Here is a 15,199-nt window from a genome sequence, read left to right on the forward strand (position 1 = left end):
GGCCCGGCCGCTGTCCGCCCCACGGCGCAGGCGGCGTACCGCCGCCGTCACCGGGCCCGTACAGGGCACGGCGGACCGCGCCGGCGACCGGCCCGGTCGGGGCCTGCCGCGCCGCGAGTCGCCGGCCCGCGCCGGCTACCGGCCCGGCCCGACCCGGCTCATGCGGGAGCCGGCCGGGGCCACGCTCACGGCCTTGCGGGCGGCGACCGGCCGTCGAGCACCGTCTCCGTTCCGCGAACCGCCGGTCGACCGAGGTTCCGGCAGTCCGGTCGGCCACCCGGCCGGTCGGACGTGGACGGGCCAGGACCGGTCTCCCGCACGGTCGGGCGGCCAGGCCGCTGACGCGCCCGCGCGGCGCGCACGCGTCCGGCGGGCGCGTCAGCGGCCGCCCGCCGCTCTCAGTACCGTGCCCGACACGTAGCTCGCGTCCGGCGAGAGGAGCCAGGCCACCGCCGCCGCGATCTCCTCCGGTTCGCCCGCGCGCCGCAGCGGGATGCCCGGTGCCATCCTGGCCGGGCGGTCCGGGTCGCCCATCGCCGCGTGCATGTCCGTGTCCACCAGCCCGGGTGCCACCGCGTTGACGCGGATGCCGTCCGGGCCCAGCTCCTTCGACAGGCCGACCGCCAGCGCGTCCACCGCCGCCTTCGTCGCCGCGTAGTGCACGTACTCGCCCGGGCTGCCCAAAGTCGCCGCCGCCGACGAGACGTTGACGATCGCCCCGCCCCGCGCGTCGCCGCTCGGGGCCGTCATGTCCCGTACGGCCCGCCGCGAACACAGCAGCGTGCCCACGAGGTTCACGTCCACCACCCGGCGCAGCGCGTCCGTCGGCGCGTCCGCCAGCCGCCCGAGCGGGCCCGTCACCGCCGCGTTGTTCACCAGGCCCGTGACCGGGCCGAGTTCGGCCGCCGCCGTGTCGAAGAGCAGGTCCACGTCGCCCTCGCGCGAGACGTCCACGCGCACCGTCACGCACCGCGCCCCCGCCTCCCGCACGGCACGCGCCGTGCGCTCGGCGGCGTCCGCGTCGTTCACGTACGCCAGGGCGATGTCGTGCCCGTCGGCCGCGAGCCGCGCGCAGATCGCTGCCCCTATGCCCCTGCCGCCCCCGGTGACGACGGTGACCGGCCGCCCGCCGGGCAGCGTCGCCGGCCGGGTGCCGGGCTCAGCGCCGGCCACGGCCTCCTCGATCTCTTCCGATTCCGGCGCGCCGGGCGCGCTCGACGCCCCGTCCGCCCCGGCCCCGTCCGCCGGGACCGCACCGCTGTCACTCTTCCTGTTCTGGCTGCTCATAGTCCTGTTGTCTACACGACGGACGGCCGCGTCATGCGCGTTCTTCCCGCTCGTTCGTCTCCTCGGCAGCCGCGTTCCGGGCGCGCCTGCGTCCCAGCAGGGCGCTTCCCGCCATCACCAGCCCGATGGCGGCGACCTTGGCGGCCTGGTAGTAGCCCTGCGCCAGGTTCTCCGGCGTGCCCGGCAGCCGGAAGAAGACCCATACCGCCACCAGGGCACCGAAGACGATCAGCGCGGCGGAGCCGACCGTCCCGAGCTCCGCCCACCAGGGCGCTGCCCCGTAACCCCGCTCGTCGCCCTGGTCAACGCCCTTGCCGGTCATGGTCTGTTCCCCCGTGCGATGGATGGCCGTCGCAAGCCATGACGCGGGGCACGCGCGTGCGGTTCACCCGCGTGGACGGTTCACCCGCGCGGACGGTTCACCGGCGCGTGCGGTTCACCGGCGCGTGCGGTTCACCGGCCCCCTACAGCACCGGCAGGTTCGTGCGCAGCTCGTAGACCGTGACCTGCGAGCGGTACTCCTCCCACTCCTGTTTCTTGTTGCGCAGGAAGAACTCGAAGACGTGCTCGCCGAGCGTCTCCGCCACCAGCTCGCTCCGCTCCATCAGCGTGATCGCCTCGCCGAGGTTCTGCGGCAGGGGCTCGATGCCCATCGCTCGCCGCTCGCCGTCCGACAGAGCCCACACGTCGTCGTCGGCGCCCGCCGGCAGCTCGTAGCCCTCCTCGACCCCCTTGAGGCCCGCCGCGAGCAGCACCGCGTACGTCAGATACGGGTTCGCGCCCGAGTCGATCGAGCGCACCTCCACCCGCGCGGAGCCCGTCTTGCCCGGCTTGTACATCGGCACGCGGATCAGCGCCGAGCGGTTGTTGTGCCCCCAGCAGATGTACGAGGGGGCCTCGCCGCCCGCGCCCGCGCTGCGGCTCGACCCGCCCCAGATGCGCTTGTACGAGTTGACCCACTGGTTGGTGACGGCGGAGATCTCCGCCGCGTGCGTGAGCAGCCCCGCGATGAAGGACCGGCCCACCTTCGACAGCTGGTACTCGGCGCCCGACTCGTAGAACGCGTTGCGGTCGCCCTCGAACAGCGAGAGGTGCGAGTGCATGCCGGAGCCGGGGTGCTCGGAGAACGGCTTGGGCATGAACGTCGCGTGCACGCCCTGCTCCAGCGCCACCTGCTTCATCACCAGGCGGAACGTCATGATGTTGTCCGCCGTCGACAGCGCGTCCGCGTACCGAAGGTCGATCTCCTGCTGGCCGGGGGCGCCCTCGTGGTGGCTGAACTCCACCGAGATGCCCATCGACTCCAGCATCGTGATCGCCGTACGGCGGAAGTCCATGCCCACGACCTGCGGCGTGTGGTCGAAGTAGCCGGAGTTGTCGGCCGGGGTGGGGCGCGAGCCGTCCAGCGGCTTGTCCTTCAGCAGGTAGAACTCGATCTCGGGGTGCGTGTAGAAGGTGAAGCCAAGGTCGGACGTCTTCGCCAGCATCCGCTTCAGCACGAAGCGGGGGTCCGCGAAGGACGGCGAGCCGTCGGGCATGAGGATGTCGCAGAACATCCGGGCGCTGCCGGGCGCCTCGGCCCGCCACGGCAGGATCTGGAACGTGCCGGGGTCCGGCTTCGCGATCATGTCGGACTCGTAGACCCGCGCGAAGCCCTCGATCGCCGAACCGTCGAAGCCGATGCCCTCGTCGAACGCCTGCTCAAGCTCGGCCGGAGCCACCGCCACCGACTTCAGGAAGCCGAGCACATCGGTGAACCACAGACGCACGAAGCGGATGTCGCGCTCCTCGAGCGTGCGGAGCACGAATTCCTGCTGCTTATCCATTTCCACCTATCCTCGCTGGTCAGGCCATATGCTCCGGTGCCGGCGCGGTGCGCAGGCCGCCCTAGGCGTGTCCCCTGAGTGCCCATACTGCCTTTCCGACGGCCGGGCGCGTAACGCGGCGGCGGCACCGACGCGTGTCGGGGTGCCCGGCCGCCGGGCAGACGGGCCGCCATCCCGGCCCGTACGCGCCCCGGGTGTCCGGTGCTGTCGCGGGACCCGCGCCGCGGCAGATCCGCCGCCCTGGCGTTGTCAGTCCCACGTGCCACACTGCGAACGACCCGGGCCACCCCTGGCTACCCGCTTCGCGGGGAGCTCGTCCCCGCGCTGGAGGCATCGTGAAACTGCTCCTCACGTCCGCCGGAGTGAAGAATCCCAGCATCCGGCGGGCCCTGGTCGACCTCCTGGGCAAGCCCGTCGAGGAGGCCGACGCCCTGTGCATCCCCACCGCCGGCTACGGGCACCCCATGGTGGGCCCGGCCGGAGCCTGGCGCTTCATCACCGGACGGTCCGCCGCCCCGATGTGCGGGCTCGGCTGGAGATCCATGGGGGTCCTGGAGCTCACCGCCCTGCCCGGCATCGGTGCGGAGCGCTGGCGGCCGTGGGTCCGGCAGGCCGACGTCCTGCTCGCGGGCGGCGGGGACGCGCTCTACCTGTGCCACTGGATGCGCCGGTCCGGCCTGGCGGAGCTGCTCCCCTCCCTGCACGAGAAGGTATGGGTCGGGATGAGCGCGGGCAGCATGGTGATGACGCCCCGCATCGGGGACGACTTCGTCGAATGGAAGCCGCCCGCCGGAGGTGACGAGACCCTGGGCCTCGTCGACTTCTCCCTCTTCCCGCACCTGGACCACCCGGACCTGCCGGAGAACACCATGGCCGAAGCCGAACGCTGGGCGGCCGCTTTGCCGAACCCGGCCTACGCCATCGATGACGAGACCGCCGTCAAGGTCGCCGACGGAGTCGTCGAGGTCGTCTCCGAGGGCCACTGGCAACTCATCTGATGTGGGTTCCGCTGATCTCTGGGCACTGGGTGCGGGGGATCGCGGCGGCCCGCCGCCGGACTCGGGCTAGCGGCGTGCTGCCCTGACCCCGGTCAGGAACGCGCTCCAAGCGGCGGCGGGAAACACGAGGACGGGCCCTTCGGGTGCCTTGCTGTCCCGGACGGGCAGGACACCGCCGAAGCCGTCCGCGACCTCGACGCAGCTGTTGCCATCCGGGTTGCTGTACGACGACTTCCGCCAGTGAGTAGTGCTCAGTGGGATTATCACGGTGTCAGTGTCCTCGCTGCCGACTCGATCAGATCCAGGGACGCCTCCGGCGAAAGGGCGGCGGCCCGGAGCAGATCATACGTCTGCTGGTAACGCCCTACGCGGGACGGTTCGTCCACCAGAATTCCGGTGTGAGCAGCCTCGCAGTAGACAACCGGTGGCGCGTCCGCGAACGTCATAAGCTGGAACATCCCGCCCACGGCTGCTGCTGCCCCGGCGGAGAACGGAAGTACTTGGACGATGAGTCGGTGTTCACTGACGCGTTGGACGATGTGGTTCAACTGAGCCGCCATGACCGCCGGTCCGCCGACCGCGATGCGGAGAAGCACCTCGTGCAGAATCACCCACAGTGTCGGATCTTCGGACGTGTCCAGCAACTTCGCACGCTCCGCGCGCGTGGCAAGAACGACGTCTACGTCGGGGGTCGTCTTCAAGGCCGCGCGGGGTGCCATGGTGGCCCTTGTGTACTCGGGCGTCTGGAGCAGGCCCGGTACGTACGTGGGCGCGTATTCACAGATGGTCAAAGCCTGTGGCTCCAGCTCCGCCACCGGCGCGAAGTACGCGTCGTATGGTGAGCCGTTGACCAGTTCCGCGCACATGCGGGCCAGCAGGCCGCCCGTGTCCAGCGCCGTGTCCATCCGCTGTGCGATGTCCAGTTGCGGTCTGCGGATGGCCTGCTCGAACTGGCCGACGTACGAACCGGAGACGAACACGACGTCTCCGAGCTCCTGCTGTGTCAGGCCGGCCGCCTCGCGGTACCGCTTCAGCTCGGAGCCGAAGAATCGCCAGCCGATCCGCAGATGCCTGAGTGGCGCGAACATCTCGCCCCCGGATCCCTCGGTCGTCATGCCGCCCCTATAGTTTGCGTAATCGGTTGATTGCCAAGGGTAGCGGTCGCTGGTCCCAAGCTGGAGCGTTTCGCAGGCCACCCCTGAGATCCGGCCCTGGACGCGACAGGCGTCCTGTTGCCCAGTCGCCCTACGGCGTTGGGGCAGCTGTGTCCACTGCATGTCGACTGGAGGCACCTGCTCTGCGAGGTCGCCCTTTACCTTCACCGGGCCATGGCTATCGCCCAAGCGGAGGTGGAAGCAGAGACGAATGAGACCACATACCTTCGGTCACTCCAGTCGCTGGGCCTGGCCGGCGTCCTCGTCGCCTGCGCCAATCGGCGGGGTCGAAGGCCCTGGTGCGCCAACGGGTTTCGGGCCGGGCATCACCCCGTCCTCTGATCGTCCGCGGGCTACCGGCTCGGTGACGACTTGGGCAGGGTGGCGGTGCAGGTGGCGCGGCCGTAGGGGCCGGTGGCGGTGGCGCTTTGGGCGTGTTTGTCGTGGATGGCGAGGCTGCAGTGTGCCTGGCCGCCGTTGTGGCCGAGGACGATGCTGATGGAGGGTTTTTCGCCGAGTGGGATGTCGACTGTGGTGTGCCAGGGCAGGTGGGCGGCGTGGACGACGGTGGCCCGGCCTGATGTGCTGCGGGCCTGGTAGGTGAGGTCGGCGGTGCCGGCGCCGGTCACTTCGTAGGTGACGGGGGCGGTGGGGGTGTGGTGGTGTGCCGTGCTGGCGTCATCGCTGCCGGTGTGGAGGAGTCCGTAGAGGACGAGGGCGGCGCAGGCGGCCAGTACGGCGATGCCTGCGATGAGGCCGGCGCGGTCGCCGCTGGGCCTTTTCCCGGTCGCGGCGGCGTATTCGTCCTCGGTGGCCGAATTCGCCTCGGTGGCCGGGTCGACTGTCGCTGCTGCCGGGTTGTTTCCCCCCATGAATGGCCCCTTCGGAAATCTCGACCGCCGGGTAGTCGGATCGAATCGAGGCGGTTGTACACCACCGGGTGCGGCCATTTCCAGCGGAAGGAGATACCGGACATTCCGCTGGTGCCGTTCTGTCCCGTTCTGAGTGCAGAATGGACCAACCGAGTTTATTGCTCTGTCCCTTGACATGCCCTCAGCTGGACGGTTAGAAATCCGCCGCTACTTCCTGTGGCCTGCGTTTTCTGCAGGCGGCACGAGTTGTCGGTTGTCGATTTGCGTATCGGTCACGTAGGGGAAGGTTTGACGTGAGACCCAGAGTGGGCAGGTTTTTCGTGTGCCTGGTGGCGGCTGCGGTGACGAGTACCGCGCTGCCCCAGGTGGCCTATGCGGCTCCCGCTGACCATGGTGACGGCAAGGGGATAGTCGACACCGTCAAAGGCTGGTTCGGGGATGACGGCAAGGCAAGCGCAAAGCCACCGTCGCACGACGCCCTGGGAATCGCGGAGCGGCAGAAGCTGCCGCCGGGCAGGAAGGCGCCGAAGGCGCATCGGGTGCGGGAGCTGACGGGTAAGCGGACAGCCTCGGCGCGGTATTGGAAGCTGTCGGACGGCACCACGCAGGCGGAGCTCTCCGCTGTGCCGCTGTCGTACCACTCGGCGGCCGGCTGGAAGGCGATCGACACGAAGGTCGCCGCGAGCAGCCGATCCGGCTACCGGTACGCGAACACCACCAACCTCGCCCGCTCCTACTTCGGTTCGCGCAGTGGGAGCCTGCTGCGTTTCGAGGCCGACGCCCGGCACACCGTCACGCTGGGTCTGGCCGGCGCGGACAGGGCACTCTCACCGGTGGCCAAGGGCGACACCGTCACCTACAAGGATCTGACGGCCGGTGGCGCCGATGTGACCTACCGGGTCGGGCGTGGTGCGGTGAAGGAGGACATCGTCCTCGACCAGGCCCCACGCGGCCCGGTCTCCTTCACGTTCAACCTCAAGACGCATGGGCTGACGCCCCGGCAGAACAAAGACGGTTCGATCGGCCTGTACGGCGGCAGCGAGACTGGCCGTCCCGTGCTGGTGATCCCGGCCGCGGTGATGTTCCAGACCCCGAAGAACACCGACACCGCGGTGGCGGACATGTCGCATGGCCGCGTGGCGCAGAAGCTGACGAAGCACGGGTCGTCGTGGCAGGTCACGCTGAGTCCGGACGCGAAGTGGCTGGCCGCGAAGGACCGCCGGTTCCCGGTGACGGTCGACCCGACGGTGATGATCGCGCCGACGCCGTCCACCTCGCAGGACGTGATGGTGGACTCCACCCGGCCGACGACCAACCTGAACGGCACCTGGCAACTCGGCGTCGGCACCACGCAGACGGGCACACTGCGCTCCCTGCTGAAGTTCCCCCTCTCAAGCATCCCCGCGGGCACGGACATCTCCTCGGCGAAGCTCGGCGTGTACTACAACCAGGTCCACACCTCCAACACCCACGATGTGGTGATCGAGGCGCACCGGGCGACGGGTTCGTGGGACGCGTCGACGGCCACGTGGGCGAACACGAGCGGCCTGTCGGGTGAACTGTCGGGGACGACAGTGCAGGTGGATGACGGGGATGCGGGCACGGCGGCGAAGGGTTCGTGGCCGTATTCGGGCAACACCACGTACACGCCGTTCGCGGTCAACAAGGACTATGCGTACAACAAGGATGCGGTGGCGGGGGACACCTACACCTGGCAGCCGACTGTCCCGGCGTCCGGCTCCTACCGGGTGGACGTGCACAGCGTCCCGGCCGGTGACCGGGCGACGGACGCGCCGTACACGGTGACGTACGACGGCGGCACCTACCACGGCACCGTCGACCAGGCGGCCGGCAGCGGCGGGGTGTGGCGGTCGCTGAACGGGGGCACGCCGCTGCCGTTCGCGGCGGGCACGGCGGGCAAGGTCGTGCTGGGTGACGGTCCGGCTTCGACGTCGACGGCGGTGGTCGCCGACGCGGTGCGGCTGGTCGAGCCGGGCACCACGCTGACGAAGCCGGCCGGCAGCTACGACCAGTGGCACCAGTTCGCGGTGACCGACACCGTGCGGAAGTGGGTCGACGGTACGGCCGCGAACGACGGGTTCGTGCTGCAGGCCGCGGACGAGTCGACCTTGGGCCAGGGCGGCCCGCTGTATGAGGCCGCGGAGTTCGGGTACGGCGGGGAGACCGCCACCTACCCCAAGCTGACCGTCGTCTACGGCAGCCCGGGCGTGGCCGTGAAGGCACCCACCGTGATCCACGCGACCGGTGCGGAACTGTCCTGGCCCGCCTACACCAACACCACCGGGGATCCGGGCAACGACCTGGCCGAATACCAGGTCCACCGCAGCGTCTTCCAGGGCTTCACCCCGTCGGCGGCCACACTCATAGCCCCGGTCGCAGCGGGAACCACCGCCTTCACCGACACCACCGCGGTGCCCACTGCCGCGGATGCCACCGATCCGTTCCACGCCGTGTACTACGAGGTCGCGGTCAAAACGAAGAGCGGGAAGATCATCGGCGGTCCCGTGCAGCTGGCGGAGCTGCCGAAGGCCGGGCAGACCACACAGATCATCCAATCAGGGCAGACGGATACCACCCTGTCCTCCGCGCAGCCGTCCACCGGCCACGACACCATCGCCTCCGACGGCGTGGGCCAGCACTGGCTGGAGGTCGGCGACAACTCCACCACCTACGGCACCACCAGGGCCGCCCTGAAGTTCCCCACCACCTCGCTGCCGTCGACGGCACGCGTGATCAGCGCACGCTTCCAGGCCTGGTCGACGATCACCACCAACACCGGCGGCGGACAGGCAACCTACGAACTCCACGCCCTCAGTCGCGACTTCGACGAGTCGACCGCGACATGGAACAATGCCACCTCGGGTACGGCGTGGACCACACCCGGCGGTGACTACTCCGGCACGGTCTCGGACACAGTGGCCTCCATCACCAACGACCCGGTACGCCACTGGTGGGACGCCACCTCACTCGCCCAGCAGTGGATCACCACCCCCGCCTCCAACCACGGCGTCCTGCTGAAACTGGCCGACGAGTCCACATCGGGCCCGCAGGAACGCAGCGTCTTCGCCTCCTCCGAAACTGCCGAGCCGCAGCTGCGCCCGCAGCTGGACGTCACCTATGTGGACGCCACCACGGCCTCGACGTACTACGCACCCTCCACACCCGCGAGGATGACGCCGGGGACGACGTACAACGTCGACGTCACCGTCACCAACACCACCAACAGCACGTGGACGGCGGCCGACCAGGCCTTGTCCTACCGCTGGACCCTGCCGGACGGCACGGACGTCACCAACGGCGGCAACCAGATCAAGACCCCCCTGCCGCAGGACCTCTCCCCGGGCGAGACGGCCACCGTCCACGCCCAGGTCAAGGCCCCCACCAACGCCGACTCCGGCAACCCGACGAACGCCCGCACCCAGTACACACTGACCTGGGACCTCTACAACAAGACCAAGGCCACCTGGAACTCGGCCAGCGGAGGCGTCGCGGGCCTGGCGCAGGACATCACCATCGAGGACCCGACCTCCGACACCCTCGGCCTGGAGAAGTTCTACTCCTACACCGGCAAGAACACCGGTGCCGGCTCGACGGTGATGAACAACCTCGCCTCCGGCAACACGGTGTGGTCGTACAACGCCTTCACCAACCCCGGCCGCGGGTTGACGACCTTCGCCCGCCTCGCCTACAACTCCCTCGACACCAGCGACACGGTGTCCGGCGCGGGCTGGTCCATGCAGTTGGCCGGGCCCATACGCCTCGGGGCGCCGCTGGACTTCCACCCCAACCCGCACCCCACCGAGATACGCCTGGCCGACGGAGACGGCACCACCCACGTCTTCACCCAGCAGGCCGACGGCACGTGGAAGGCCCCCGCCGGAGTCCACTACCGCATCACCGCAAAGCCCGGCCTGGACTGCACCCCCAACAAGGACCCGATACCGGACGCCTGGACGCTGCTGAGCCCGGACGGCACGCGGTTCCTGTTCGGCTGCGACGGCTACCTCACGTCCACCGTGGACAAGAACGGCAACACGCAGACCTTCACGTACACCGAGCGGAAGTCCAACAACAAGCCGACCAAGTTCCTCAAGTACGTCACCGACCCGGCCGGCCGCCAGTCACTCACGGTCGACTACTGGCAGAAAGGCCAGTTGGGCTACCAGTACGTGGACGACTCCGGCGCTGTGACGACGGACACCGGCAAGCTCAACAACTCCAAGATCTACGACCACATCAAGTCGATCACGGACATCTCCGGCCGGAAGATCTCCTTCTACTACACGGCCAAGGGCCTGCTCGGCCAGTTCGTGGACGGTGACGGCTCCGCCCAGCCGAAGACCTTCAACTTCACCTACGACGCGACGCAGGGGAACAAGAACGTCAAGCTGGTGTCGGCCACCGACCCGCGCGGCCATGCCACACAGCTGGCGTACTACGAGCCCAAGACCGGCGACGAGCCCGCCTACCACTGGTGGACCAAGACCATCACCGACCGCCTCGGCGGCAACACCGACTTCGCGTACGCGGCGGACGCGGCGAACAGCACGTTCGTCGACACCACCGTCACGGACGCCCAGGCGCACGCCACCCACTACGTCACGGACGACTTCGCCCGGCCAGTCCAGACGACGAATGCCAAGTCCGAGACGACGAAGATGTCGTGGGACGCGGACAACAACGTCACCTACCTGGAAGAAGCCAACGGCGCGAAGACCGCCTACTGCTACGACCCCAAGACCGGCTACCCGCTGTGGCAACGCGACGCGGAGAACAACACGTCGGGGGTCCCGGACCAGACGACCACCTGCGTAGCGGACACCTCCAAATGGCCGGCGAACGCGGCGACCTACGAGTACCAGACCCGCGCCGACGGCTACGCGGCCGACCTGTACCGCAAGACGTCCCCTGAGGGCCGCGCCTGGCAGTTCGGCTACGACACCTTCGGCAACCTGACCTCGGTCACCGACCCCAAGGGCGTCGCCACCACCACGGTCGACGGTGACTACACCACGACGTACGCCTACAACACCTACGGGGAACTGACCAAGGCGACCGACGCCGACAACAACCCCACCGGCTACAGCGACTTCGGCCCGACCGGCAACCCGGCCACCATCACCGACGCGCTCAACGAGCCGACGACATACGTCTACGACGAACGCGGCCAGGTCACCCAGGTCACCGACGCGCTCGGCAAGAAGACCACCCAGAGCTACGACACGTTCGGACGCCCCCTGGCCTCCACGGTCCCGAAGGACCAGGACACGGGCGACCTGATCACCACCCCCGCTCCGGTCTACGACGCCAACGACAACGTCACCACGTCGACGGCACCCAACGGCGCCGTCTCCACGGCCGTCTACGACGCGGCAGACGAGATCACCTCCGCCACGGCCCCGAAGGACACCACCACCACCACCGACGACCGGGTGACGACCTACACCTACGACAAGGTCGGCAACCTCAAGACCACCACCGAGCCCGACGGCACCCTCACCACCACCGACAGCGCCGACTACGTCACGACGAACAACTACGACGCGATCAACCAGCTCACCTCGGTGGTCAACGCCCAGGGCGACACCATCTCCTACGCGTACGACAACGTCGGTAACACGACCACGGTCATCGACCCGATCAAGAACGCGACATCCGACACCACCGACTACACGACGAAGACAGCCTACGACCTGGACCACCGCGTCACGACGGTGACGGACGCGGCCGGCCACACGACGAAGAAGGGCTACGACAAGGACGGCTTCGTCACGTCGAGCACCGACGCGGCCGGCAACACCACCCTGACCACCTACGACGAGCGCGGCAAGGTCGCACAGGTCCAGGTGCCGCACGAGGGCACCTCGCCGATCACGTACCGCACCACCAAGTACGCGTACGACCAGGTCGGCAACACCATCAAGGTCCTCACCCCCCGGTCCGTGGACGCGGGTTCGACGGACGCGTTCACCCAGCGCACCGACTACGACGCGCTGAACCGCCCGGTCAAGAAGTACCAGCCCTACGACCCGGCGGACGCCCGCTACAACGACCCGAACGTCTACACCCAAACCAGCTACGACGCGGTGGGCAGGGTCAAGTCGACGTCACTGCCCCCGTCCGAGGGCCAGACGGTCCGCAACACCACGAAGTACAACTACTTCGACAATGGCTGGGCGAAGAAGTCCACTGACCCGTGGGACATCACCACCGCCTACGACTACAACGACCTGGGCAAGCAGACGACCCGGACGCTGACGTCGGCGGGCGGTTCCTCGAACCGCACGATGAACTGGTCCTACTACCCGGACGGCAAGCTCAAGTCGCGCTCCGACGACGGCGTGCCGGTCGGCCAGGACGTGGTCCTGGCCGACAACTCCGACTCCCAGTCCACGTCGGCCACGGGAACCTGGCAGACCGCTGACATCACCGGCGAGCAGGGCTACAACCACGCCACGCACGCCGCCGGAACCGGCAGCGACACGTTCACCTGGACGCTCGACATCCCCTCCGACGGCACGTACGAGGCCTTCGTGAAGTACCCGGCGGTGCCGGGTGCGGCCGCGGACGCGAAGTACACGGTGACGCACGACGGCGGTACGACCGACAAGAAGGTCGACCAGACGTCGGGCACGGGTACCTGGGTCTCCCTCGGCTCCTACAGCTTCAAGCAGGGCAACGCGGCCAAGCTGCAACTGTCCGAGAACAGCGGCGGCACCGTCGTGGCCGACGGCGTGAAGCTGGTCCGCGACAACTCGGCCGACACCGACAACGAGCAGAAGACGTTCACGTACGCCTACGACGCGAACGGCAACCTCACGTCGATCGACGACGCGTCCTCCGGCGCGAAGATCGACAACTACGGCATCGCCTACACGGGCCTCAACCAGGTCAAGAAGGTCACCGAAACGCTGGCCGGCATGGCCAAGACGTCCACCTCGTACACGTACGACGCGGACGGTCAGCCCGAGACTGTCGACCATCCGGGCCAGTACAGCAAGTACACCTACGACCTGCGCAACCTGGTCAAGTCGGTTTCGGTCGGCAAGAGCGCGACGGACACGTCACCGAAGGTCACCGCGTACACCTACACCGACCGCGGGCAGACGCTGCAGCAGACCAAGGCCAACGACAACACCGTCGACTACAGCTACTACCTCGACGGCCCGGTCCACACCGCCACCGAGAAGAAGACAGACGGCACCCTCGTCGCCTCACACACCTACGCCTACGACCCGAACGGCAACAAGGCGCAGGACGTGGCGAAGAAGATGAACGCCGACGACCACACGGCGTACCTCTCCTCGACCACCGACTACACCTACGATCCGGCCGACCGGCTGGCCAAGTCGGTGAAGAGCGGCAACGGCGCGGACACGGAAACCTACGTCCACGACGACAACGCCAACGTCATCGACCAGACCGTCAAGGGCACCACGACCACCTACACCTACGACCGCAACCGCCTGCTGACGGCCAAGGCCGGCGGTGCGACGGCGGACTACACCTACGACCCGTTCGGCCGCCAGCAGTCGGTCACCTCGGGCGGTCAGGTCATCTCCCGCAACACCTACGACGGCTTCGACCACGTCACCAAGTCCGAGAAGGCCGACGACACCGGCGCACTGAAGTCGACGACGTACACGTTCGACCCGCTGGACCGCACCACGTCGGAAACGGCGGCCGGCAAGACAACCAACTACGAGTACCTGGGCCTGTCCTCGCAGGTGCTGGACGAGAAGGTCGCCGGCACGCTGACCAAGTCGTACCAGTACAGCCCGTGGGGCGAGCGCCTCTCCCAAATCACCCACAACAGCGACGGCACCACGTCCGACGGCTACTACAGCTACAACAGCCACACCGACGTCGAAACCCTCACCGACAACACCGGCGACACCAAGGCCACCTACGGCTACACCGCCTACGGCGCCGACGACACCTCCGAGTTCACCGGCATCGACAAACCCGACACCACCGACCCGACGAAGGAGACGTACAACCCCTACCGCTTCAACGCGAAGCGCTGGGACGCCCAATCCGGCACCTACGACATGGGCTTCCGCAACTACGACCCCGGCCTCAACCGCTTCACCACCCGGGACATGTACAACGGCGCCCTCGCCGACATGGGTCTCGGCACGAACCCGTACACCGGCAACCGCTACGCGTTCGGGGGCGGCAACCCCACCAGCAACGTCGAACTCGACGGACACCGGGTCGTTGGCGATGACGGCTTTTCCGGCACCCCGGAGCAGGTCGACGCTCACGAAGGGCAGGTCGAGGCTGAAGCTCAGGCCGCCTCCAACGCAGCACGGACTTCCATTGAAAAGGTCAATGACCCGACCATCAACGAAGCCCCGCCGTCGCTTGAGAACCTTCAAGCAGAAGGTGCGGACTATGTTTATGGGAAGGCGCTGGAAGTGGTGAGCGACCACTACGGCAGCTGGTGGAAGTTTCGGAAGTTCTCAGCCACCATCGTATCGAAGGTTCAGGTGCGCCTTCCCGGTGGCAGCGTCCAACCGCGTGTCATCGCGTTCACGAGCGCCAGCGGCCTGCCGAAGCAGGTGACCAACAAACTTACCGACCTCGGGGTAATGGTCTTCAAAACGACCAAGCCGGGTGTCGGAAGCCCACGGGAAGACACCCATGCCGAACGATCGGCCAATGCGATGCGTGAACTTGGCGCAGAAGCCCAGACGGAAATGATCGGCGGCGAACTCGAGAGCGTAGACAGTGCTTTCGTTTCGAATCAGATCTGTTCATCGAAGTGTGCTGGTTGGCTCAACAACTTCATCGACGACCCGGAAAAGACGGTGAAGGCTGGAGATAACGGAGTGATCAATGATGTCGTCATCAACAACGAGGTCAATTCCGAGATGAAGGAGAGCTACGGGGGAAGATATTCCAGCGACAACATCTACAAGGCCTACGAATGGGGCCGCTTCGGGTCGTCCTTCGGTGGCGCGGCCGGTGCTGTAGGAGGTGTGGGCGAAGGCGAGATGGAAGAGTGATCCCGGAGGGTGCCCGGTGACGTAGAATTC

At 67.9% G+C, this 15,199-nt stretch carries 8 protein-coding genes; 2 read left to right on the forward strand and 6 right to left on the reverse strand.

Annotated elements, in window-relative coordinates:
• Positions 1–378: 378 nt before the first annotated feature.
• The 3 genes from JFN87_RS19435 to glnA2 all read right to left on the reverse strand — a co-directional run bounded on the left by JFN87_RS19435 (position 379) and on the right by glnA2 (position 3,113).
• Complete coding sequence (locus tag JFN87_RS19435) at positions 379–1,287, reverse strand: SDR family oxidoreductase (protein ID WP_209341690.1); 909 nt, start codon at positions 1,285–1,287, stop codon at positions 379–381.
• A gap of 31 nt (positions 1,288–1,318) precedes the next feature.
• A complete protein-coding gene (locus JFN87_RS19440) occupies positions 1,319–1,609 on the reverse strand; it encodes a hypothetical protein (protein WP_209341692.1) in 291 nt (96 codons plus the stop codon).
• Positions 1,610–1,751: 142 nt separating this feature from the next.
• Positions 1,752–3,113, reverse strand: coding sequence for a gamma-glutamylpolyamine synthetase GlnA2 (gene glnA2, locus JFN87_RS19445; protein WP_209341694.1), 1,362 nt, complete (start codon positions 3,111–3,113; stop codon positions 1,752–1,754).
• Between the two features lie 335 nt (positions 3,114–3,448).
• Between glnA2 and JFN87_RS19450 the strand changes: the two genes are divergently transcribed.
• Complete coding sequence (locus tag JFN87_RS19450) at positions 3,449–4,111, forward strand: Type 1 glutamine amidotransferase-like domain-containing protein (RefSeq protein ID WP_209341696.1); 663 nt, start codon at positions 3,449–3,451, stop codon at positions 4,109–4,111.
• A gap of 66 nt (positions 4,112–4,177) precedes the next feature.
• Here JFN87_RS19450 and JFN87_RS19455 read toward each other — a convergent pair whose 3' ends face one another.
• From JFN87_RS19455 to JFN87_RS19465, 3 genes are all read right to left on the reverse strand, one after another.
• Positions 4,178–4,378, reverse strand: a complete 201-nt coding sequence (locus tag JFN87_RS19455) for a DUF397 domain-containing protein (RefSeq protein WP_209341698.1) — start codon at positions 4,376–4,378, stop codon at positions 4,178–4,180.
• Positions 4,375–5,226, reverse strand: coding sequence for a helix-turn-helix domain-containing protein (locus JFN87_RS19460; RefSeq protein ID WP_245180405.1), 852 nt, complete (start codon positions 5,224–5,226; stop codon positions 4,375–4,377). Before JFN87_RS19460 ends, JFN87_RS19455 begins: the two co-directional genes overlap by 4 nt.
• A 392-nt stretch (positions 5,227–5,618) precedes the next feature.
• Positions 5,619–6,137 (reverse strand): hypothetical protein, encoded by a 519-nt coding sequence (locus tag JFN87_RS19465; protein ID WP_245180406.1) that lies wholly within the window; start codon positions 6,135–6,137, stop codon positions 5,619–5,621.
• A 1,286-nt stretch (positions 6,138–7,423) separates the two neighbouring features.
• Between JFN87_RS19465 and JFN87_RS19470 the strand changes: the two genes are divergently transcribed.
• The gene (locus tag JFN87_RS19470) at positions 7,424–15,169 is read left to right on the forward strand and encodes a golvesin C-terminal-like domain-containing protein (protein WP_245180421.1); all 7,746 of its coding nucleotides are present in this window, start codon (positions 7,424–7,426) and stop codon (positions 15,167–15,169) included.
• Positions 15,170–15,199: the final 30 nt, after the last annotated feature.

This window comes from Streptomyces montanisoli, from assembly GCF_017813245.1.
Taxonomy (GTDB): domain Bacteria; phylum Actinomycetota; class Actinomycetes; order Streptomycetales; family Streptomycetaceae; genus Streptomyces; species Streptomyces montanisoli.

Excerpts from the sequence above, each read along its gene's own strand:
- JFN87_RS19440 (WP_209341692.1), bottom strand. The coding sequence starts at position 1,609 with ATGACCGGCAAGGGCGTTGACCAGGGCGACGAGCGGGGTTACGGGGCA.
- JFN87_RS19435 (WP_209341690.1), bottom strand. The coding sequence starts at position 1,287 with ATGAGCAGCCAGAACAGGAAGAGTGACAGCGGTGCGGTCCCGGCGGAC.
- glnA2 (WP_209341694.1), bottom strand. The coding sequence starts at position 3,113 with ATGGATAAGCAGCAGGAATTCGTGCTCCGCACGCTCGAGGAGCGCGAC.
- JFN87_RS19470 (WP_245180421.1), top strand. The coding sequence starts at position 7,424 with ATGGTGGACTCCACCCGGCCGACGACCAACCTGAACGGCACCTGGCAA.
- JFN87_RS19460 (WP_245180405.1), bottom strand. The coding sequence starts at position 5,226 with ATGACGACCGAGGGATCCGGGGGCGAGATGTTCGCGCCACTCAGGCAT.
- JFN87_RS19465 (WP_245180406.1), bottom strand. The coding sequence starts at position 6,137 with ATGGGGGGAAACAACCCGGCAGCAGCGACAGTCGACCCGGCCACCGAG.